Source organism: Cyanothece sp. BG0011 (assembly GCF_003013815.1).
Taxonomy (GTDB): domain Bacteria; phylum Cyanobacteriota; class Cyanobacteriia; order Cyanobacteriales; family Microcystaceae; genus Crocosphaera.
The window spans coordinates 1-20,276 of sequence record NZ_PRLH01000202.1; the positions used below are offsets into that span (position 1 = coordinate 1).

A 20,276-nucleotide genomic window follows, 5' to 3' on the forward strand; every position below is an offset into this window, starting at 1 on the left:
AAATATAGGAGGTTCCGTCTGTACTTTGTTTTAAGTGTTCGAGAATGCGTTTTTTACGATCATTAATGGCCATATTCTTAATGTGTGAAGTTTTGTAACTAAATCCAATTGTAGAAGATTTAGCTATCTCTGACTACTCCAAATTGAGCATATTTGCGTACAATGTTAAGAAGACAACAAAAAACTGAATGAAGAGTGTACAGTTTATGTTAGAAGCAGTTTCTAAAACTGATATTATTTATCCCAGTTCAGATGGTGAACCTGTGGCAGAAACTTATATTCATTTATATGCTATTTTAACCACATTAGAAGTCCTCAAACAGTATTTATCGGGACAGCAAGCGACAGTATTAGGGAATCAATTTATGTATTATAGTCAGGGACTTCCAAGAATGCGAGTTGCCCCTGATGTTATGGTCATTTTTAATGTGGAACCAGGGGGACGAGATAATTATAAAATATGGGAAGAAAAAGAGGTTCCTCAAGTTATTTTCGAGATGACTTCTCCAGGGACAAAAAGTCAAGATCAAGAATTTAAAAAGACATTATATGAACAATTAGGAGTTCAAGAATATTGGTTATTTGATCCTAAAGGGGAATGGATTAATGAAAAATTGAAAGGTTATCGTTTAAGAAATAATGTTTACGAAATTATTGAAGATAACCGCAGTGAACCTTTACAGTTACAGTTAAAAGTTGAAGGTCAATTAATTGGTTTTTATCGAGAAGATACAGGAGAAAAATTATTAATTCCTGAAGAGTTAGCAGCCGCTTTGAAACAAAAAGAAACTGAGTTAGAAGAGGAAAAACAAAAGGTGTCTGAAATGGAATCTATGTTAGAAAAATATCGTCAACAGTTTGGAGATTTACCCGAATAAATTCACAATTATTATGTTCCTCACCACTGATTATTTTAACGAAATTATTTATTGTTGTAAAAAAAGTTCTATCGGTAAACAGTTACCAACGGCTTTCTATGTTCATGTTAGTGCCATTAATTATCTTGATCTAAGATTACAGGAATATGAAAAAAAAGCCAGACTAACCGAAGATGTTGAAGGGGCAACTATCATAAAATTTAACACAGATAAGCCCATTATTTCCTATTTATTTTATCCCCAATTTGATAGTGATCCTCATCCAGCATTAATCTTAAGTATTGTTGTTAATTTAGATACAGAACAAGTTAGTTATTGGGACTACAAAAAGAAAAAAAATCCTCCTATTCTCCATAGAAAAGAAACCTTTATTACCTCTGATTATCCTCACTATGAACTGTTTAAGCATTTAACTAAAATGGAGGAAGCCTTAGAATTATTAACATTAAATGCGCCTATCGGAACTAAACAGGAATGGGAAAAAAGATTAAGTCGTAAACGAATTATTTTTGAGGAGCATTATTTAGCTTGTCATTGTCCTATTTTTCCGAAAGAAACCGTAAGTATTCAAATCGAAAGACATAAAGCTGCTATTATTAGAAATACCTTATCTCGTCCCGTTCGGTTAGCATTAGATTTATTATTATTCGAGGAAGAAACCACATTTTTTGACTATGGATGTGGTTACGGGGGAGATGTCGAAAGAATTGCCGAAGCTGGTTATAAAAGTCAAGGATGGGACCCTTATTATTGTCCCGATAATCAAAAAGCGATCGCTGATATTGTCAACTTGGGTTATGTCATTAATGTCATTGAAGATATTAATGAGAGACGGGAAGCATTAGTTAATGCTTGGGAATTAACTAATAAAATTTTAATTGTTTCTGCCCAGGTTTTAATCGATGATAGAGATAGAGGTGTGATTGCCTATGGAGATGGGATCATTACTAATCGTAATACCTTTCAAAAGTATTATGAACAAGAAGAACTAAAATTTTATATTGATCAAGTTTTAGAGGTTGATTCAATCCCCATCGGATTAGGTATTTATTTAGTGTTTCGAGATGAACTAGAGGCACAAAAATTCCGCGCCTCTCGCTTCCATTCTAGGGCAAAAACCCCAAGATTAATTACGAAAGTAAGACGATTTGAAGACTATGAATACCTCTTACAACCCTTAATGGAATTTTACACCGAACGAGGACGATTACCAGCCAAAGGAGAATTAAAAAATGAGGTAGAATTAAAAGAAGAATTTAGAAGTTTTCGCCAAGCATTTAAGGTTATTTTACAAGTTACTCAAGAAGATGATTGGGATATGATTACAGAAAAACGTCGTCAAGATTTATTATTATATTTGGCTTTAAGTCAATTTGATCGTCGTCCAAAAATGCGGGAATTATCCCCAGAAGTTAAACAAGATATTAAGTCATTATTTGGTAGTTATAATAGTGCTTGTATCATGGCTGATGCTATGTTATATCAAGTAGGAAATTTAGAAATTATTGCTCAACTGTGTCAAAAGCAAACCATTGGTAGAAAACTGAAAAATTCCCTACTTGTTCATATTAGTGTCTTAGAAACTTTAGAACCTTTATTACGCTTATATGAAGGTTGCGCCAGTCGTACGGTGGGAAGACTAGAAGAAGCAAATGTCATCCAATTTTCTTGGCGTATTCCTAAAATTACTTATCTATTTTATCCCGATTTTGATAATAATCCCCATCCTACCCTACACAGTCGGATGCAAATTCAATTAAGCAATTTACGGGTTAATTATTCTGACTATGCAGAAGATGATAATCCCCCGATTTTACATTATAAAGATAGTTTAGTGTCTCCTGAGTATCCTTTCTATGAAACCTTTAAACAATTAACGGAAAAAGAACAAGAATTAGGATTATTAGAGGATTATCGTCAAGTGAATCGTTTGTTAGGATGGTTAGACTGTTTAAAAGAAAATAATTTAATTTTAGAAGGCTATGAATTAAAATCTAAAGGGACAACATAAATATTAATTATTAGAGAAAATATGAAAACCGTAGGGTGGGCAAATCAAAAACTTGTGTCAACTACCTATAAATAAGAAAATTTTGCCCACCTTATAAAACTTGAATGGTACAGTAGCTTCAATATTAATTCTTATAAAAAATTAAAAAAGTATAAATAGAGGAACTATTTATACTTAATGATTGTCTCTTGGTTTCGTTGGCTTAAATTTTCTTAATTGACATATCCGAGTTCCTATTGTTATAGTCTTGGGAATAAGAAAATTGCTCAAATGTGGTGTGTGGGAAGTCTAGAAAATGAAATTATCTGTTGTGATTCCCTGTTTTAATGAAATTGGGACTATTGGTCAAGTGATTGAAGCAGTAAAAGCATCTCCTGTGAAAAATTGTGAGATTGTGATAGTAGATGATTGTTCAACGGATGGAACCAGAGAACTGCTACAATCTAAGCTAGAATGTGAAGTGGATCAAGTTATTTATCATCATAAAAATAAGGGAAAAGGGGCGGCATTGCGGACAGGTTTTGCAGCCGTAACTGGTGATATTGTTATTATTCAAGATGCTGATTTAGAATATGATCCTCAAGAATATCCGTTAATGATAGAACCCATCGTAAAAGGTAAAGCGGATGTAGTTTTCGGTTCTCGTTTTCAGGGAAGTCGTCCCCACCGAGTTGTTTATTATTGGCACATGGTAGGTAATAAATTTTTAACCACCTTATCCAATATGTTGACTAATATTAATTTAACGGATATGGAGACTTGTTATAAAGCCTTTAAACGAGAAGTGATTCAATCTATTAAAATTAAAGAAAGTCGCTTTGGGTTTGAACCAGAAATTACCGCAAAAGTTGCCAGAATGGGATGTCGTATTTATGAAGTTGGTATTTCCTATTATGGGAGAACCTATAAAGAGGGTAAAAAAATTGGGTGGAAAGATGGATTTCAAGCAATTTATTGTATTTTGAAATATAATTTATTTGGCTAATATTATCAGATTAAAGCCATGGAGTTCACCTTTTAATTTTTGAGTCCGTTGAATTCAAATTGGGATAATACCAAATCCGCTTTACCAAGTAGACTAACCAACAAAAGCAGCGATCAATGTTAGCTAAAATTTTTACTCTACTATCATAGGCAGATTTGGTATAAAATGGGGTGATTACACTTAAAGTTAGTTATTTTTAAAAAATCCTTATGAAAAGAAAATTGGCAAACGTAGTTAATCAATGGTTAGTGCCTTTTGGCGTAGAGATCATAAAAAAAAATAACTCGGTTAACCTCATGCCAACCTGGGAAAATCGGTTAAGTCACGCTCAATCTATTGGTTTTGCCCCTAAACAAATCATTGACGCTGGTGCTTTTAAAGGATTTTGGACTAAATCTGCCTTTAAGATATTTCCAGGCTCGCAAATAGTAACAATTGAGCCGAATCCTCATATCGAAGCTGAATTAAAGAAAAACTTATCCAATATAATGCCTCATCCTATAATAATTCAACGGGGAGTAGGGGAAACTCCTGGCGAATCCCAATTTAATATTTGGGGAGATCCCAAAACAGCAATGAGTGCTTCGCTGCAATCCCATGTTCAGGGGGAAGCCAAGATTAAAGTAAACATTAAAGTTGACACATTAGATAATATTGCCAAAGAATATAATATTCAACCAGATTTAGTCAAACTTGATCTCCAAGGGAGTGAATTAAAAGCTCTTAAAGGTGCAACTTCTCTACTTCAAACAGTTGAAATGTTTATGATAGAGTTTGGTTGTTTAGATGCCTATCTAAATCGCGCTACTCCTAGAGACATTATGGATGTTTTCTTTGATAATGACTATTGCTTATATGACATTGTTGATCTGCATTATCGACCTTATGATGGAGCATTGACTGGTGGAGATTTTATTTTTGTTAAAAACTCAAGTCCTCTGCGTGCTTATAAAAATTGGAACTAAAAATCTATGCTAAAAAAACATGGTTAAAAATATTAGTTTTTTTTGATAAATTAGAAAAGGGTTAAAATAAAAGGAGACACAAAATTGCTCACACTGGGTGTTAATATTGATCACGTTGCCACCATTCGCCAAGCCAGACGAACCGTAGAACCCGATCCCGTTGCGGCCGCCGTTTTAGCCGAGTTAGGAGGGGCAAACGGCATTACGGCACATTTAAGGGAAGATCGCCGTCATATGCAAGACCGAGACATTCGCATACTACGAGAAACCGTTCGCACCCACCTTAACCTAGAAATGGCTGCCACTGAGGAAATGGTAGCGATCGCCCTGGATGTTAAACCCGATTACGTTACCCTTGTGCCAGAGAAACGGGAAGAAGTCACCACAGAGGGGGGCTTAGATATCGCTGGAAGCCTCGAAAAGTTAAAAAACGTGGTGGATCGTCTTCAAAGTGCAAACATCCCTGTCAGCCTCTTTATTGACGCAGATGAGGCACAAATTAAAGCTTCGGCTGAGACTCAAGCCAAGTTTATCGAACTGCATACGGGAAAATATGCCGATGCACCGAATGCAGACATCCGTCAAAAAGAATTAGAATCTTTAAAACTAGGCTGTGAGCAAGCATTAAGCTTAGGATTGCGGGTTAATGCGGGTCATGGATTAACTTATATTAATGTTTATCCTGTGGCTTGTTTACCAGGCATGGAAGAATTAAATATCGGTCATACGATTGTGAGTCGTGCGGTATTAGTGGGGATGGAAAGGGCCGTTAGAGAGATGAAACTCGCCATGAGAGACTGTTTATAAATAAAATCTGACGGTAGGGTGGGCAAATGAGAAGTTTATCGAGACTATCTGTAAAATAAAAAACTTTGCCCACCCTACACAACGACAAAACTGCCTCCTGCCTCAAAGGAATTATAAATTATTAATAAACCCTGACCTATAATGTCCCCTTGAGTTGAATAATGGTAATTGGGTAAATAGCAATTAATTATTCAGCAATGACCACCTACCATTACGTTTTAGCTAGTCAACGCTTTCTTTTAGAAGAAGAACCCCTGGATGAAGTGTTGAGAGAAAGAGTCAGAAACTACCAAGAACAAAACAAAGAAATTGACTTTTGGTTAGTTAAACAGCCAGCTTTTATTGAAGCTCCAGAATTTGCTGAAATTAAAGCAAAATGTCCTCAACCTTCTGCCGCCATTATTTCTAAAAATTCTGAATTTATCACCTGGTTGAAATTACGTTTAGAATACGTTGTTAAAGGGGAATTTGAAGCCCCTTCTTCTAGTATTCCTGACCCCATTGCCTCTTTAGAATCTGTTTCATCCTAACGATAAATATCAGAAAAAAAGAGCAAAAAAGTTGATTTTTTCAACAGATAAAAGGGCGAACCACCGTTCGCCCCTACTATTAACTATCGGGGGTTACTTCAACGGTTTTCACCTCCCCTAACGCTCCGATAGCTTCTGCTGGTTTATCATTTACTGATAATTTAACGGCCCCTGCATTGCCAGCACGAATGGTTAAGGTTTCTTGAGCATCCCAACTTTGTTGCTCGCCTTCTTTTAAAATTCCTTCATATTCGACCTTACCATCGACACTAACCTGCAACCAGGAGTCTCCTTCGAGTTGCAATGCAGCGGTAATGGCTTTTTCGGTAGCCGGTTCGCTGGTGGTATCCTCGGCGGTTTCTGGTGGTGTGGGTGCGGTTGTTTCAGTTACCTCAGATGGGCTAGTGCTTTCTTCTGGGGTTTCTTGGGGAGACTCTAAAATAGGGGAGGGTTCCTCAGAAGAAATAATGGTTTCGGGTTGGGTAATAGGATTAGTATTTTCAGTGATTTGGGCGGTTTCTGCTGGTTGAGTCGCAGTAGAACTCGGTTGAGTTGTTTGACTGGGTGCAGTGGTTGTTTCTGGTTCGGTGACAGGGGGACTCACTGCCGTGGTTGCTTCTGGTTCGGTTGAGGGAGTAACCGTTTCAGTCTCTTGAGTTTGGGCCGTTTGTTCTGTGGCAGGAGGACGGGAAAAGAGATAAAATAATCCTGCAATGGCTCCTCCTAACACCACCAAGTAAATCCAGTATAATTTCAATTGTTTGAGCCAGGAAACCTCAGAGGGTTCGGCGGTTTCGTCAGAAGGATGGACTAAGGTGCGAGGTTTAGATTTAACGGCGACGGATTTATTATTATCGTCATTCACTAAAGTAGCAGGAACCTCTTGACCGATGTTAGATTCTTGAGGAGGCGCAGCGACTAAGTTAGGGGAAATAGTCGGTTTTTCTTGCTCAGAAGCGTTAATTTGATGGGATAAGCTGTGTCCATCTATCCCTAAAGCTTCCCCGTAACGACGAATAAACCCTTGTACATAGATTAATTCGGGTAACTGTTCAATATCAGCACTTTCTAAGGCTTTGAGCATGGGTAAACGGATAAAAGTCGTTGATGCTATTTGTTCAATACTTAAACCCTGTTTAACTCGTTGTTCCTTGAGATAAGTGGCAATTTTTTTAATTTGTTCAGCTTGCGTAGAACTATATTTACTCATTGGTATCTTTATGGTTAATAGGATTTTAAAAGGAGTGACGCATAATCACAGAAAGTAGATTCCATGTTAGGAAATAGTAACATTTGTTACGATTACAATTTAACAGAATTTGAGATTGTAGGGTGGGCAAATTAGATACTTATCTCGACTTATCATCATGGCTCAAATCTTTGCCCACCTTACATTAATTTTTTTACAATTTTATCCCCAAAACTTGAGTATAAGCTCCTCTTGCTTGGGTGACACCGATAGTTCTTTGGGAAGCTTCAATCATAGGACGACGTAAACTAACCACAATAAACTGTGCTTGTTGTGCTTGTTGTTGAATCATTTTTGAGAGTCTTTCCACATTTGCCCCATCTAAAAACATATCCACTTCATCAAAGGCGTAAAAAGGAGAAGGACGATATCTTTGTAGGGCGAAAATAAAGCTTAAAGCGGTTAAGGATTTTTCTCCCCCAGACATGGAACTTAGCCGTTGTACGGGCTTTCCTTTGGGGTGTGCAACGAGATTTAATCCCCCTTGAAAGGGGTCTTCTTCGTTTTCTAATTGTAAGTATCCGTCCCTTGAGAAAGGGTTTCAAATATGTTTTGGAAGTTCTCATTTACTGCGTCAAAGGATTCTTTAAATGACCTAAATCTTAAGGTAGTAAAGTTTTCTATCCTTAATAATAGTTCGGTTCTCTCTCCTTGAATGGTGGTTAATTTATCGGTGAGTTCGTTTAATCTTTCTTCTGTTTTTTGATGTTCTTCTAAGGCCAACATATTAACGGGTTCCATCCCTTCTAAGCGTTTTTGTCCGTTACGAATTTCTATTTGTAGTTGTTCAATATGAGGGGTTAAGTCTGTGGTCGTTTCATCTATTTCTGACAGTAAGGGGACTTCTGGTAAGGGGTGGGGTAATTCAGTTTTTTGGCTTTCTTGTTCTTCTTTTAAACTAATTAAACTCTCTTTTCTTTCTTGTTGTGTCGTTTGTAATTTCTCTAAATTCCAGATTTTTTGTTGATGATTTTTTTGTACTGTTTTTAACTGTTCTTCTGTGTTGTCCCGTTCTTTTTTGGTTTCTCCTAATTTTTGGGTTAATTCTTCTAATAGTTGTTCTAAGTTACTAATTTTATTGTTGACGGTTTCTAGCTGTTCCTTGATGTCAATTTTTTCATCATTTAACTTGACAATATTGCTTTTTTGTGCTTCTATTTTATCTTGATTTTCTTTAATTTTTTCCTCTAAAGAGGACAACTGACGGTTAATTTCTTGCAGTTTATTTTCTCCTAGACGCAGTTCATTTTCTCTTTCTTGGAGTTGGGTTTCTTGACTTTTTATTAGGGTTTGAATTTCTTGCCATTCGCTATGGGTGTGAGATTCTTCTAACTTTCTTAGTCTGTCTTGTTTTTGTTGTAATTCTGTGGTTAATGGGGGAATTTCAGCAGCCAGAATTTTTAATTGACTGTCTAAGGTTTCTGCTTCTTGTTTATGACGAGATAACTGTAAACTTAAATTTTCTTGTTGTCCGTTTAATCGTTTAATTTCTTTGTCTAATTGCTCCCGTTTTAATTGTTGTTCTCTTCCGCTTTGTCTTGCTTCGGTTAACTCGTGGTAGAATTGTTTAATTTGCTCTGATTTCTTTGTAATTTTTCTAAGTTACGAGATAGTAACTCTTCTAAATCAGTTAATCTTTGTTTTAAGGATTTAATTTCATGGGACTCTCCTTGAACTAAAGTTCCAAAACGAATTGATGAACGTTTAGGACGACTTCCTCCTGTCATGGCCCCACTGGTTTCTAATAAGTCCCCCTCTAGGGTAACAATGCGCTGTTTTCCTAAGTGGTGTCTGGCATCATTTAAGGTTTCAAACACAACTGTATTCCCGAAAACATAAGAAAATATTTTTTCATGTTCAGGGCGACAAAGCACTAAATTAACAGCTAAATCAATAAACCCTTGTGCATGGCGTAAACTATTATTGTTTTGCCCACGATAGGGTTTGATTTTTGTTAGGGGCAAAAAGGTTGCTCGTCCTGCTTTTGCTTGTTTTAATAGCTTAATTCCTGCAGCTGCTATGGTATCGTCTTCAACTACAACATAACCTAATCGTGATCCGGCTGCAATTTCTAGGGCTAATTGATAAGTGGGTTTAACCTGTCCTAATTGTGCCACTAAACCGCAAACGCCAGGTAAATCAGAGTTTAGAATAAGTTGGGTTGCGTAGGTTCCTTGGGCTTCTTGTTGTGCCTGTTGAGAGGCTTCTAAACGGTCTAATTGTCTTTGTTTTTCTCGATATTCTTTATCTAAACGGGTTTGGGTTTCTTCGAGGATACTTTTATCTTGTTCTGCGGTAGATAGTTGTTGAGCAAGTTGTTGTATTTTTTCTTCATGGGGAATGGATAATTGCTTAAATTCTTGTTGTTGGTTGTTGAATTCTGTTTCAATGGTTTCTAGTTGCTGTGTTTCATCATTAATATTATTTTGTAACTGTTGATATCGTTCTGTTAGCTGTGCTTGTTGGGTTAGCTGAGGGTTTAATGTATCTTGTAAAGTGGAAATTTGACGGCTTAATTTTGCTTGTTCTTGTACCCAAGCGTCAGACGCTTCTGCTACTGCGGCTGCTTGTTGTCTGGCCATTTCTAGGGTGTGAGAAGTCCGATTTCTTTGTTCTTTTAAGAGAGGTAATGTTTCTTGCTGCAGACTATTCTTATCTTGGGTGAGTTGAGATAAGTTTTGCTGTTGTTGGTTAATAATTATTTCAGTTTCGCTTATTTCTTGTTCGGTTTGTTGAATCAGATTGTCTAATTCTTCTTGTTTCTGTTGACGTTGGTTTCGTTGTGCTTTTTGTGTCGCTAACTGAGAAGCAACGGTTAACTGTTCGTCTTCTCCTAATGCTTTGACCTGACGGTTTAAGTCTTCGAGTTTAGCAGTATTTTCTTTTATCTTTTCAGCTAGTTCATTAATCCCTTGATTTAATTTTTGTTCCTCTTGTTCTCCTACAGTAATTTGAGTTTTCAGATTAGATATTTTTTGTTGTAATAACTTCCAAACTAATACCGTTTCCCATCCTTGTTTTTCCTGTATTTGTTGCTTTAATTTTTTATATTTTTCTGCTTTAATTTTATCAGCAGCTAACCGTTCTAAAGACCGTTTTAACTCAGTTTCAATAATCTGACAGCGTTCTTCTCTTTCTCTGACTTCCTCTAACGTTTCTTTTGTTTTCTCTATTTTGCGATCAAATTCTGCTACACCTGCTAATTCATCAATAATATTTCTTCTCTCTTTCCCATTCATACTAATAATGCGGGTAACATCCCCTTGCAACACCACATTATAGCCTTCCGGATAAATCCTTAAACGGTTTAATTGTTCATGAAGTTGACTAACATTACAAGGTTGATCATTGATATAATAAGTCGAGGAATAACTTCCCCCTTTGGTCACTCGTAACCGTCGAGTTACTGTCCATTCACTGCTGGTAATTAAACTATTTTCTATGTTAGTTTCTTCTGTCTGATTTCCCTGACCATTATTGTTATTTTCTTCAGTTAATGCTATCTTAGTAACAGGAGGATTATCTCGACTAAATTCTTCTAAATCTGTTAGATCAGACACATCGAAAGTAACAGAAACATAAGCCTCCTGAGTCTTACGATTATTGCTATGATTATGATTAATTAAATCAGGTAAACGTTCGGCCCGCATTCCCTTAGAGGTAGCCAACCCCAAGCAAAATAATAAAGCATCGAGTATATTAGATTTACCTGAGCCATTGGGACCTGATACGACAGTAAACCCAGGCAAAAAAGGAATGGCAGTGGTGCCACCAAAAGATTTAAAATGAGATAATTCGATGCGCTTAACATGAACCATAGGCGCGATGAGGATAGTATAATCGAAAGCTATAAAATAGCTGATCTATCTAGTTTAACAAGTTACGACCCCTTTAGGGGTACAAAAGTTTCAAAAGAACTAACATTTATTTATGACGACTAAGTTGCGATCGCGTCACTTGAGTAGTAATTGCAATCTTTTCCTAACATTTAGAACTTTTGATATGATACAATAAATTTAGTTTACAATAACTTTAATAAAAGAGTAGATTTCAAACTAGCTCAACATACTATTTAGCAAGAAAATATCTTTATGACAAGTGTAGAAAAAGACAATAAAACCTTATATGAATTAGACTTTGGAGAATGGATTGATCAACAAGTAATCGCACTCAAAAATAAGGATGTTAGTGCTTTAGATTGGAGTAACTTACAAGAGGAAATAGAATCATTGGGAGTAAGTGATAAGCGAGCAATTAACAGTTTGACTCGTCAATTATTAATTCATTTATTATTATATGCTTATTGGACTATTAATCGAGACTTTTATCTCTCTGGTTGGAAGATTGAGATCAATAATTTTAGGAACGATTTATCTGATTTTTTAGATTCTAAAAATTATTATCAGCATTTTGAAAATAATCTTGACAAGAATTATAATAAAGCTTTGAAACAGGTTAACTTAAAAGCTGAAACTGCTAATTTAACTTTTAATTTACCTGTAAAATGTCCATTCACAATTGAACAAATATTAGACGATGATTGGTATCCACCCTTACTCAATATTAACTCAAAATAACGTTTAAAGCTTGTTGATGTAAGTTTAGGTTAGAAGCGGCCAAAACCTCTGTAGAATGGCTATTAAGGGCATTTCCTGACCAGTCTGTGATGATTCCCCCTACCCCTTTTATGATAGGAATCAAAGCACAAAAATCATAGTATTTTAAGTCTGATTCTAAAATAATCATGGGCATAGCAGACCATCCCATGGCCAACGATACATAATTGTAACAATCTCCGCCAAATGCAGTGCGACGACACAGGGTTTGTAAACGAGAGGCGATCGCTTGTTGACGGGGAGTAATAAACATCAGGGGAGTTGTCGAAGTCAGACAAGCTTTTTCTAAGGGATAATTATCATTATTTTTGTAAGGATTATTGATAATTTTATCATTAAAAATGCTCGGTTTACCTATTATTCCTAACCATCTTTCTTGCAAGATAGGTTGATTGACACAACCTAATAAAGGTGAGTTATTCTTAAGATCAACTAAACCGATCAATGTGCCAAAAATAGGTAAACCTTTGACAAAAGAAGCGGTTCCATCTATGGGATCGAGTACCCAAGCATAACCATTATTTGAGTTGATATTCTCTCCTTCTTCTCTGATAATGCCATCATCAGGACATTCTTTTTTGATCAGATCCACCATCGCATTTTCTGCTAGGCGATCGGCAATAGTAACGATAGAAGAAACTTCTGTTATTTTTGTTTCTGACGCTAGATTACTTTGACGAAAATATTGTTTAATAATGTTTCCAGATACGTCAGCTAACTTGTTAGCTAATCTAGCTCTCAATTCTAAAGTTTCATGATTCATTTTTCAACTGTTCAACCACTTCTAATAAACGATCAATTTCTGCATCCGTTCCTACGGTAATTCTGACATAGTTACTAATGCGAGGATGTTTAAAGTATCTCACTAAAACTTTTCTCTCTTTTAGTTTAGTATAGAGGTTTGATGCTTCTATCCATTGAGGAGACGCAAGGACAAAGTTAGCATCAGAGTCAAACACAAAAAAGTCTAAGTTTCTTAGGGAAGCAATTAAACGGTTTCGGGTACTCCTAACTTGCTGCCAAATACCTTTAAAATAGTCTTCAAATTGAAAACAATTCGTTCCTAATGTTTGAGCAATTCTATCTAAATTGTAAGAATCTCTCACCTTATTCATTTCTTCAATAATTTCTGGCGAACTAATACCAAAACCCACACGCATTCCTGCTAAACTGTAGCTTTTTGACATGGTACGGGAAACAATCACATTATCATATTCTTTGATAAACTCCCAGTGATCTTCATCAGAAAAGTCAACGTAAGCTTCATCAATTAAGACAACACCTGTTGCTTTCTCACAAGTTTCTTTAAGGTATTTACGGTTTAAATGTTTGCCGAGAGGAGGGTTAGGAGAAGCAACAAAAATAAGCTTAGCTTCAGGACAAATTAAAGGACTATCTAACTCAAACTTTTCATTAGTTGAAATGGTTTTAATCGTTGCCCCATGTACCTTGGCAATGGTTTCGTATAAGGAGTAAGTGGGGTCTAAGAAAGCCACTGTTTCCCCAGGATTAACAAAGGTTCTTAAGGCAATATTTAAGATATCGTCTGACCCATTCCCTGCTAAAATTTGCTCATAAGAAAAGCCAAATACCTCACCGGCTGCTTTACGGAGTTTAGTCGAAACGGGGTCAGGATATAACCTAACTTTTTTTAATTCTTCTTCTAAATTATTAAAAATTTCATCAGGAGGTGCATAGGGATTTTCATTAGTATTGAGTTTAATATAATCAGTGGTTTGGGGTTGTTCTCCAGGAACATAACCAGGGGTTTGTTGAACACAGTCTCTAATGGGTAACATATTAAGAATTTAGAATTTAGAATTTAGAATTAATTTTCCTGATCATTCTGCATTATTGAGTCTGATCAAGAAATTTAATTAGCTATGATTTATTATAACTTTAACCTAACAATAATCTTCTTAAGAAAAAATAAGTAATTTTGGCTAGTTGCAAGTATTTAAAAACCATTTTCTGATACAATAAAAACAATTTTAAGACTTTGCGATCTTTTTGTAGAATTCTAATGTTAACTTAATCATGTCTATGTCTTCTTTACCCCTCCATGAACGTACTTTATCCTTGGATCATGAAGGCTTAATCAACGTATTAGCCAATGAACCTAACTTATTAATTATACAAGACCTTGACGGGGTTTGTATGGGGTTAGTTAAAGATCCCTTAACGAGAGTGATGGATACTAATTATATCGAAGCAACCCGATCATTCAACGGACATTTTTATGTATTAACCAATGGGGAACATATCGGAAAACGTGGGGTTAATTTAATTATAGAACGGGCCTATGGTGATCCGAATTTGGTTAAAGAAAAAGGCTTTTATTTACCCGGTTTAGCAGGGGGTGGAGTCCAATGGCAAGATCGTCATGGTAATGTTTGTCACCCTGGGGTTAGTGATAAAGAATTGGACTTTTTAGCAAGGGTTCCTGAGTATATTAAAGGGAGTTTTAAAGACTTTTTTGCTAACAATGATCACAATCTAGATGATAATGCGATCGCCGATTATATTCAAGCTTCTATCTTAGATAATAAAGTCTCTCCCACTGCCAACTTAAACGTCTTTCATGAGGTATTTATTAAGGAAGAAGATTATTATTTTCAACTGCAACAACATATTAAACAATTAATGGATGATTTATTAGCCAAAGCTGCTAATGAAGGGTTAGAAGATTCCTTTTTTATTCATTATGCACCTAACTTAGGAAGGGATGAAGAAGGACAAGAAATTATGCAAGAAGCTAAGGGGAAAGACTCAGGAACCACTGACTTTCAATTTATGCTAAAAGGAGGCATTAAAGAGGTTGGAGTTTTAGGCATTTTGAACCGTTACTATTATCAACGTACGGGAAACTATCCCCTAGGAGAAGATTTTAGTGTGAGAAATGCACCACGAAACCATCATCAATTAGTTGCTTTAATTAAAGAGAATTTTGAGCCTGAACAAATGCCAACCATTGTCGGTGTAGGGGATACTGTCACCAGTAAAGCAGTAGAAAATAATGGTAACTTAAGCTTTGGAAGAGGAGGAAGCGATCGCGGATTTTTACAACTCATTCAAGAAATTGGCCAAGAATTTAACACGGGTAATCTGATCGTTTATATTGATAGTAGTGCAGGGGAAGTTAAGAACAGAAAACCCCTTAAACTCGAAGAAAATAATGGTCAAACTTATGTTGTTGAAGGGCCTGGCGATCCCAGAGATAAAGATGATCCCTTAAGTTTAAATGTTGCTTTTCCTGGAGGATATCAACAGTATATCCAGTGTTTCCAAGAAGCAGCCAAACAACGTCAATAATGGGAGGATAGTTCTCTATACCCCCCTTTAAAAGGGGGGTTTGGGGGGGTCAAAAATTATGCCATTAAAACCCCTTTTGAACTAGGGATAGAATGGGCGCGACGGGGGTCAATTTCTAAGGCCATTCTCATGGATCTGGCAAAGGCTTTAAAGGTCGCTTCTATGATATGATGGGAATTAATACCATCGAGTTGTTTAATATGTAGCGTCATCTGACTATGATTAACAATAGCAACAAAAAATTCTCTCACTAATTGTGTATCATAAGTCCCTACTCTTTCGGTAGGAATTTGCAAACCATAGCTTAAATGAGGCCGTCCAGAAAAGTCTAAAGCAACTTGAACCAAAGCTTCATCTAAAGGGGCTAAAAAGTGACCAAAGCGAACAATTCCTTTGCGATCGCCTAATGCTTTTCCTAATGCTTGGCCTAAGGTTATTCCCACATCTTCGTTGGTATGATGATCATCAATTTCAATGTCCCCAGTTGCTTTAATTTCTAAGTCAATTAAGCCATGGGAAGCAATTTGATGTAACATATGATCAAGGAAAGGAATACCAGTTTCTGCTGTACAATTACCTTGACCATCTAAATTTAAACTAACCTGTACATCGGTTTCTTTCGTCGTACGAGTAACCGTAGCGATTCTATCAGGAAAGGGAGGAATAATAGGAGAAGAATGAGGACGGGGTGTATTGTGAGTTTGCATAGATTTAGTCTTAAGTAAAAACAATAATCTTAGAGCTAATTATATTATGACATCTAACAGGGTTCTGTCTCAGGATCACACATGGTACTCGGATCTTCGCCGACACCAGAAACCGGCTCAATATAATAATTATAAAATTCTGTTCCTGTAGCTACATTAAACACCATGATATGACCACTATAAGGGTTAAAAACGACGCGAGACTGACGATCATTACCGATAAATTCTGTCGATCCTGCCCGTTTTAATATACCTCGAAATCGATAGTCCCCCTCATCTATTTGCATCACTAAACTATTCATATCTTGCACTTTAACATAGGTATTTGGGGTTCTATTTTGAGCAATTTCTATCGGATTAATATTAATATTAGTTTCTAAAGAAAAAGTAGGTAAACTAAAAGGCAAAATAATAGAGAAAACCCCAAGACAAATAATTGATTTCAAGTAATTTCTCACAGTTTCTCCTCCTCATTAATTAGTTAATTTATCCTTAGCATAGCAATTTCTCTAGGGTTCGGGATACTTTTGACTAAAATAACCGTCATTCATACTCAATGGGTAAAGACTATGATAGAATTGCTCCAATTTGTCTGTTCCCCATGGGAAAGACAGTTGACTATCTTGTTATAACCCTACTTTTCACACAAACTGAAGTATATTTATGAAACTATTAGATTCTAAAGGCCGTTTATTCGGAAAAATTAGTATCCTAGATTTAGGGGCAGCTTTAGCTATTTTTTTGGTAATTGTGGGCATTTTTGTCGTTCCTGGTAAGTCCGGAACCAGTACCATTGCTCAAGTTGCTAGTAAACCCATCGAAGTCGATGTCATTGTACGGGGTTTAGGAGTCAGTGATCCCCAAGCACTCATTAACCAGTTTAGTGAGACGAAAAAGACGAATATCGTTATCCGTAATCAACCTTCTGGGGAGTTTGAGATTAAAGACATTAAACCCCTTCCTCGAACCACTGTTGTGCCTCAGCCAGATGGCTCCGTTAAAGCTCTCCCTGATCCTAGACCAGAAGTTGTTTATTTTCAAGACATGATTCTCACCTTAAGAGGTGATGCACAAATTACCGATACCGGTGCAGTTGTGGGCCAACAAAAAGTTAAAATTGGTACTTTAATCGAGTTAGAAGGTAAAGATTATAACTTTAATACCAGTACCATTGCTGTCAGAATTATGAACTAAAAATATCACTATTTGCTGATCATAAAGTCATGAACTTTCTACGGTTTATGACTTTTTTTATTGAACTAATAATACACTACAAGGGGCATGATGAACCACATAATTACTCACACTTCCTAATAACATTTCCTCTAAGCCAGTCAATCCTCTACGTCCCATAATAATCAAATCAGCATCCCATTTTTTTGCTAATTTAACAATAGAAGAACTAGGATTTCCCATGGTAGAGTCCCATTCTGCGGCAATTCCTTCTGAGGATGCTTTTTGAGCGTATTCTGTCAACCATTGTTTTGTTTGTTGTTGTTCTCCTTCTAAACTATCTTGCCATTGAGGAAGTAGTTGAGTCACTTCTTCTGTGGTAAAGGTTCCGTAAGGGGTAAAATAAACCTCTGAATTAATACAATGAAATAGCTTTAAAAGACTGTTATTTTTTTTCGCTATTGTTAACGCTTTAGGAAACAATGTTTGACAGTCATCAGGAGAAGCTAACGCCACTAATATTTTTTTATACATCATTATCCTCTTTTATTGTTTAACTTGAATAATTCAATTATATCTATTTCCCTCAGTTAAATATCAGTATTTAAGCAATGGCAAAGTCTGTATGTTTACGAGTTTCGGGATCATAAAAAGCTAAAACAATATCCTCTTTTGGGACACCTTCTCTTAATAATTCATTAGCAATACCTTCTTCTGTCCAATCTTCTTCTATATAAATTTTATTATTTTTTATGCGTATATGAACATGAATATTTCTAATTTTTTTCTTCCCTTCCCATCCCATAAACAGCCACATATATTGATCATGTACGTCATCAAAAATAAGACAGCTTTCTCTTGTTAAGTTGGATGAACCTGAAACCCATTCATGATATTCTGTTAGAACTTTTTTGATAGATTGGCGATACTTTTCTAGTTTATCCATTGTAAAATTTCCTCTTGTTCCATATCAACAACAATTAAAAGTAATTTATTTATTTTGGTAATGTCTTTGATAGAATCTCTTTCAAAAAAGTTTACATAAATACTATCTTTAATAGCTAAATAAATTTGGTATTCTGGTTCAGTAAGATTGATTAAGTTTCGATATAAAATATATTGACCTAAAGCAATTTCAAAATCTCTCATAGGAGAAGGACTTAAAAAGCTTTTGATTTCAACAACTATTTTATGTCCACTGCGTTCAGCAGCAATAGGTTTTTCTGCTGCCAAATCAGCAAATAATTCAGCATCTTTGTATTTTATTCTATAAGGATCTGCTGTAATTGTCCAACCCTCTTTAATTAAAGCATTTTTAACAGCATCATGATAAGTATCTTTTGCTGGCATTTTCCTCCTTATACTTATTTTAGGGGATGATTTTATTATAGGCGATCGCCAAATACTAAGCCCTATTTTAAGATAAAGTTATTATTCCTATGCTATTGTCTTGTGAAAAATGACTAATAATTTCATAATTATTTCTCAGTAATGATTCTATCATTCGAGTAGAACAGTTACCGATACGAATCCAAATCACTTTAGGAGGAAATCCTTTTAATATCAAGAGTTCATTAAAATCTGAATCTTTGGTAACAATAATGTAATCTTGTTGTTTAGCTATTTCCCAGATAATATTATCATTCTCTCGATCTAATCCCATCAAATATAAATGATTCGAGTTGGGATATAAATCAGCTAATCGGTTGACTAAACTAGGGGAGAGATTATGATCAAAAAGGAGTTTCATGATTGAATAATTAAGGTTTGACGTTCCCTATCTGCTGCATAACTAAGACAAGCTAAAATATCTTCTTTTGTTAAATAAGGAAAGTCTTCTAAAATCTCCTCATAAGTCATTCCTGAAGCGAGATAAGAGAGAACATCATAAACAGTAATTCTCATCCCTCTAATGCAAGGTTTTCCGCTACGTTTTCCAGGTTCTATGGTGATAATATCTTGGTAATTCATAATGTTAGGCATAAACTTTTCTTAGTTCGTAGATTCCAGAAGATTCTGAATCTTCAATGGTTAAAAATTCATGGAGTTCATCAATATGAACGGGACAAGAATAAACATTATCTTCAGTATTATAAACTTCTAAAAAAGATTCAATAACTTCTTTTAGTTTATCAATAGCTTGTTCTGGGTTTTCTCCTTGTCCCACTAATCCGTTTTCGAGACATAATGAAACCCAATAATCTGTACTTTTTCGGAGTATGACGGTGTAAAAGTTCATTTCAGTTTTCCTTGCTTATTTTGTTTGCTTGAGTTAGAAACCGAATGATTGTTCCAGTCAAATAGATCATAAATTCAACTTCTGGTTTATTAATTAAGTTTCCAGAGGGATTTTCATGTTTAAAATCATTGGAATAATCTTTATATTTAGGTAAAATCTCAGACAGCATAGTTCTAATATGCGTTGATATATTTATATCTTTCAAGAATTTCCCTAAATCACTTAGTTTGTCATCTTGGGTAATATTTTTTATTTGTTTTTCAAATGATTTTTCATTCTCTAAAATTGTTTTCAAAAGCATTTCTATTACTTTATGTAAATTTGTAATTACATCGCTATATTTATGTGGAGAAGGTTCTATTTCTGCCGATTGATAGCTTTTTATTATATGCTTAAATTTGTCTAATATATAAGGATAATTTTCGAGTCCTTCTAACGTTTGATTAATTACTTGTTCATCTAGCAATGGTGAACCATAAGGATAAATTGTGATTGAATTTCCTTGTTTAGCGATAGAAAAACATTCGTGAAATTCTCCTAATGCTTTTACTTCTCGATACAATAGTGTCAATATATCTATTTCTTCTATTTTTGAATTGTTGATATTAAAATCATCGAAATTTATCTTATTTTTTTGAGTCAAACAAGTTATATTCTTTCAAAACAATAAACATAACTTGCAAAACTTCTGCTAAAGATTGTTTGTCTTTTGCCGATTTAAGTTGACTATAAAGATAAGTATCTTGGAAATTAAAAGTAGTAACTCGTTATATCTCCATAATAATCCCTAGACTCTCGCAGTTC

The 20,276-nt window shown here is 35.3% G+C and carries 21 protein-coding genes and 1 pseudogene; 9 read left to right on the forward strand and 13 right to left on the reverse strand.

Features of this window, described 5'->3' with window-relative positions:
• Positions 1-206 precede the first annotated feature (206 nt).
• From C4E06_RS26105 to C4E06_RS26130, 6 genes are all read left to right on the forward strand, one after another.
• Positions 207-878 (forward strand): Uma2 family endonuclease, encoded by a 672-nt coding sequence (locus C4E06_RS26105; RefSeq protein ID WP_107671260.1) that lies wholly within the window; start codon positions 207-209, stop codon positions 876-878.
• 13 nt (positions 879-891) lie between these two features.
• The gene (locus C4E06_RS26110; RefSeq protein ID WP_107671261.1) at positions 892-2,889 is read left to right on the forward strand and encodes a DNA phosphorothioation-associated putative methyltransferase; all 1,998 of its coding nucleotides are present in this window, start codon (positions 892-894) and stop codon (positions 2,887-2,889) included.
• Between the two features lie 295 nt (positions 2,890-3,184).
• The gene (locus tag C4E06_RS26115) at positions 3,185-3,874 is read left to right on the forward strand and encodes a glycosyltransferase family 2 protein (protein WP_107671262.1); all 690 of its coding nucleotides are present in this window, start codon (positions 3,185-3,187) and stop codon (positions 3,872-3,874) included.
• Positions 3,875-4,083: 209 nt separating this feature from the next.
• The gene (locus C4E06_RS26120) at positions 4,084-4,839 is read left to right on the forward strand and encodes an FkbM family methyltransferase (protein ID WP_107671263.1); all 756 of its coding nucleotides are present in this window, start codon (positions 4,084-4,086) and stop codon (positions 4,837-4,839) included.
• Positions 4,840-4,923: 84 nt separating this feature from the next.
• On the forward strand, positions 4,924-5,646 hold the full coding sequence (locus tag C4E06_RS26125; protein WP_107671264.1) for a pyridoxine 5'-phosphate synthase: 723 nt from the start codon (positions 4,924-4,926) through the stop codon (positions 5,644-5,646).
• A gap of 197 nt (positions 5,647-5,843) precedes the next feature.
• A complete protein-coding gene (locus C4E06_RS26130; RefSeq protein ID WP_107671265.1) occupies positions 5,844-6,176 on the forward strand; it encodes an MgPME-cyclase complex family protein in 333 nt (110 codons plus the stop codon).
• Positions 6,177-6,255: 79 nt separating this feature from the next.
• On the opposite strand, the gene C4E06_RS26135 is transcribed toward C4E06_RS26130, so the two are convergent.
• Together C4E06_RS26135 and smc are read right to left on the reverse strand one after the other, a co-directional pair.
• Positions 6,256-7,386 (reverse strand): helix-turn-helix domain-containing protein, encoded by a 1,131-nt coding sequence (locus tag C4E06_RS26135; RefSeq protein WP_107671266.1) that lies wholly within the window; start codon positions 7,384-7,386, stop codon positions 6,256-6,258.
• Between the two features lie 193 nt (positions 7,387-7,579).
• Positions 7,580-11,243, reverse strand: a pseudogene (gene smc / locus C4E06_RS26140) (chromosome segregation protein SMC).
• A 273-nt stretch (positions 11,244-11,516) separates the two neighbouring features.
• Between smc and C4E06_RS26145 the strand changes: the two are divergent.
• On the forward strand, positions 11,517-12,002 hold the full coding sequence (locus C4E06_RS26145; RefSeq protein WP_107671267.1) for a DUF29 domain-containing protein: 486 nt from the start codon (positions 11,517-11,519) through the stop codon (positions 12,000-12,002).
• Here C4E06_RS26145 and C4E06_RS26150 read toward each other — a convergent pair.
• Positions 11,989-12,804 carry an inositol monophosphatase family protein gene (locus C4E06_RS26150; protein ID WP_107671268.1) on the reverse strand — a complete coding sequence of 272 codons (816 nt, stop codon included), beginning with the start codon at positions 12,802-12,804 and terminating at the stop codon, positions 11,989-11,991. The genes C4E06_RS26145 and C4E06_RS26150 overlap by 14 nt on opposite strands.
• Positions 12,794-13,840: a histidinol-phosphate transaminase gene (hisC, locus tag C4E06_RS26155; protein WP_107671269.1), complete on the reverse strand. Its 1,047-nt coding sequence runs from the start codon at positions 13,838-13,840 to the stop codon at positions 12,794-12,796. Before hisC ends, C4E06_RS26150 begins: the two co-directional genes overlap by 11 nt.
• 244 nt (positions 13,841-14,084) lie before the next feature.
• On the opposite strand from hisC, the gene stpA reads away from it, so the two are divergent.
• On the forward strand, positions 14,085-15,353 hold the full coding sequence (stpA, locus tag C4E06_RS26160) for a glucosylglycerol 3-phosphatase (RefSeq protein ID WP_107671270.1): 1,269 nt from the start codon (positions 14,085-14,087) through the stop codon (positions 15,351-15,353).
• 56 nt (positions 15,354-15,409) lie between these two features.
• Here stpA and hisB read toward each other — a convergent pair whose 3' ends face one another.
• Both hisB and C4E06_RS26170 read right to left on the reverse strand, forming a co-directional pair.
• A complete protein-coding gene (hisB, locus tag C4E06_RS26165) occupies positions 15,410-16,060 on the reverse strand; it encodes an imidazoleglycerol-phosphate dehydratase HisB (RefSeq protein ID WP_107671271.1) in 651 nt (216 codons plus the stop codon).
• Between the two features lie 53 nt (positions 16,061-16,113).
• A complete protein-coding gene (locus C4E06_RS26170) occupies positions 16,114-16,518 on the reverse strand; it encodes a hypothetical protein (protein ID WP_107671272.1) in 405 nt (134 codons plus the stop codon).
• A gap of 205 nt (positions 16,519-16,723) precedes the next feature.
• On the opposite strand from C4E06_RS26170, the gene C4E06_RS26175 reads away from it, so the two are divergent.
• Positions 16,724-17,254, forward strand: coding sequence for a DUF4330 domain-containing protein (locus C4E06_RS26175; protein WP_107671273.1), 531 nt, complete (start codon positions 16,724-16,726; stop codon positions 17,252-17,254).
• Between the two features lie 57 nt (positions 17,255-17,311).
• On the opposite strand, the gene C4E06_RS26180 is transcribed toward C4E06_RS26175, so the two are convergent.
• The 7 genes from C4E06_RS26180 to C4E06_RS26210 form a co-directional block, all read right to left on the reverse strand.
• Positions 17,312-17,770, reverse strand: coding sequence for a universal stress protein (locus C4E06_RS26180; protein ID WP_107671274.1), 459 nt, complete (start codon positions 17,768-17,770; stop codon positions 17,312-17,314).
• Between the two features lie 67 nt (positions 17,771-17,837).
• A complete protein-coding gene (locus tag C4E06_RS26185) occupies positions 17,838-18,179 on the reverse strand; it encodes a XisI protein (protein WP_107671275.1) in 342 nt (113 codons plus the stop codon).
• A complete protein-coding gene (locus tag C4E06_RS26190) occupies positions 18,167-18,583 on the reverse strand; it encodes a XisH family protein (protein WP_107671276.1) in 417 nt (138 codons plus the stop codon). The genes C4E06_RS26185 and C4E06_RS26190 overlap by 13 nt, the downstream gene beginning before the upstream one ends.
• A 67-nt stretch (positions 18,584-18,650) precedes the next feature.
• Positions 18,651-18,983, reverse strand: a complete 333-nt coding sequence (locus C4E06_RS26195) for a DUF5615 family PIN-like protein (protein WP_107671277.1) — start codon at positions 18,981-18,983, stop codon at positions 18,651-18,653.
• Positions 18,980-19,204, reverse strand: a complete 225-nt coding sequence (locus C4E06_RS26200; protein WP_035823911.1) for a DUF433 domain-containing protein — start codon at positions 19,202-19,204, stop codon at positions 18,980-18,982. The genes C4E06_RS26195 and C4E06_RS26200 overlap by 4 nt, the downstream gene beginning before the upstream one ends.
• Positions 19,205-19,208: 4 nt before the next feature.
• Positions 19,209-19,472 (reverse strand): type II toxin-antitoxin system HicB family antitoxin, encoded by a 264-nt coding sequence (locus tag C4E06_RS26205; protein WP_107671278.1) that lies wholly within the window; start codon positions 19,470-19,472, stop codon positions 19,209-19,211.
• A gap of 1 nt (position 19,473) precedes the next feature.
• Positions 19,474-20,115, reverse strand: coding sequence for a hypothetical protein (locus C4E06_RS26210; RefSeq protein WP_107671279.1), 642 nt, complete (start codon positions 20,113-20,115; stop codon positions 19,474-19,476).
• Positions 20,116-20,276 lie beyond the last annotated feature (161 nt).

What these genes read in the sequence shown, in the direction of transcription:
- C4E06_RS26190 (WP_107671276.1), bottom strand. Translation starts at nt 18,583, where the DNA reads ATGCCAGCAAAAGATACTTATCATGATGCTGTTAAAAATGCTTTAATT.
- C4E06_RS26150 (WP_107671268.1), bottom strand. Translation starts at nt 12,804, where the DNA reads ATGAATCATGAAACTTTAGAATTGAGAGCTAGATTAGCTAACAAGTTA.
- C4E06_RS26205 (WP_107671278.1), bottom strand. Translation starts at nt 19,472, where the DNA reads ATGAACTTTTACACCGTCATACTCCGAAAAAGTACAGATTATTGGGTT.
- C4E06_RS26130 (WP_107671265.1), top strand. Translation starts at nt 5,844, where the DNA reads ATGACCACCTACCATTACGTTTTAGCTAGTCAACGCTTTCTTTTAGAA.
- C4E06_RS26180 (WP_107671274.1), bottom strand. Translation starts at nt 17,770, where the DNA reads ATGATGTATAAAAAAATATTAGTGGCGTTAGCTTCTCCTGATGACTGT.
- hisC (WP_107671269.1), bottom strand. Translation starts at nt 13,840, where the DNA reads ATGTTACCCATTAGAGACTGTGTTCAACAAACCCCTGGTTATGTTCCT.
- stpA (WP_107671270.1), top strand. Translation starts at nt 14,085, where the DNA reads ATGTCTTCTTTACCCCTCCATGAACGTACTTTATCCTTGGATCATGAA.
- C4E06_RS26195 (WP_107671277.1), bottom strand. Translation starts at nt 18,983, where the DNA reads ATGAAACTCCTTTTTGATCATAATCTCTCCCCTAGTTTAGTCAACCGA.
- hisB (WP_107671271.1), bottom strand. Translation starts at nt 16,060, where the DNA reads ATGCAAACTCACAATACACCCCGTCCTCATTCTTCTCCTATTATTCCT.
- C4E06_RS26185 (WP_107671275.1), bottom strand. Translation starts at nt 18,179, where the DNA reads ATGGATAAACTAGAAAAGTATCGCCAATCTATCAAAAAAGTTCTAACA.
- C4E06_RS26200 (WP_035823911.1), bottom strand. Translation starts at nt 19,204, where the DNA reads ATGAATTACCAAGATATTATCACCATAGAACCTGGAAAACGTAGCGGA.
- C4E06_RS26115 (WP_107671262.1), top strand. Translation starts at nt 3,185, where the DNA reads ATGAAATTATCTGTTGTGATTCCCTGTTTTAATGAAATTGGGACTATT.
- C4E06_RS26105 (WP_107671260.1), top strand. Translation starts at nt 207, where the DNA reads ATGTTAGAAGCAGTTTCTAAAACTGATATTATTTATCCCAGTTCAGAT.
- C4E06_RS26120 (WP_107671263.1), top strand. Translation starts at nt 4,084, where the DNA reads ATGAAAAGAAAATTGGCAAACGTAGTTAATCAATGGTTAGTGCCTTTT.
- C4E06_RS26110 (WP_107671261.1), top strand. Translation starts at nt 892, where the DNA reads ATGTTCCTCACCACTGATTATTTTAACGAAATTATTTATTGTTGTAAA.
- C4E06_RS26135 (WP_107671266.1), bottom strand. Translation starts at nt 7,386, where the DNA reads ATGAGTAAATATAGTTCTACGCAAGCTGAACAAATTAAAAAAATTGCC.
- C4E06_RS26145 (WP_107671267.1), top strand. Translation starts at nt 11,517, where the DNA reads ATGACAAGTGTAGAAAAAGACAATAAAACCTTATATGAATTAGACTTT.
- C4E06_RS26175 (WP_107671273.1), top strand. Translation starts at nt 16,724, where the DNA reads ATGAAACTATTAGATTCTAAAGGCCGTTTATTCGGAAAAATTAGTATC.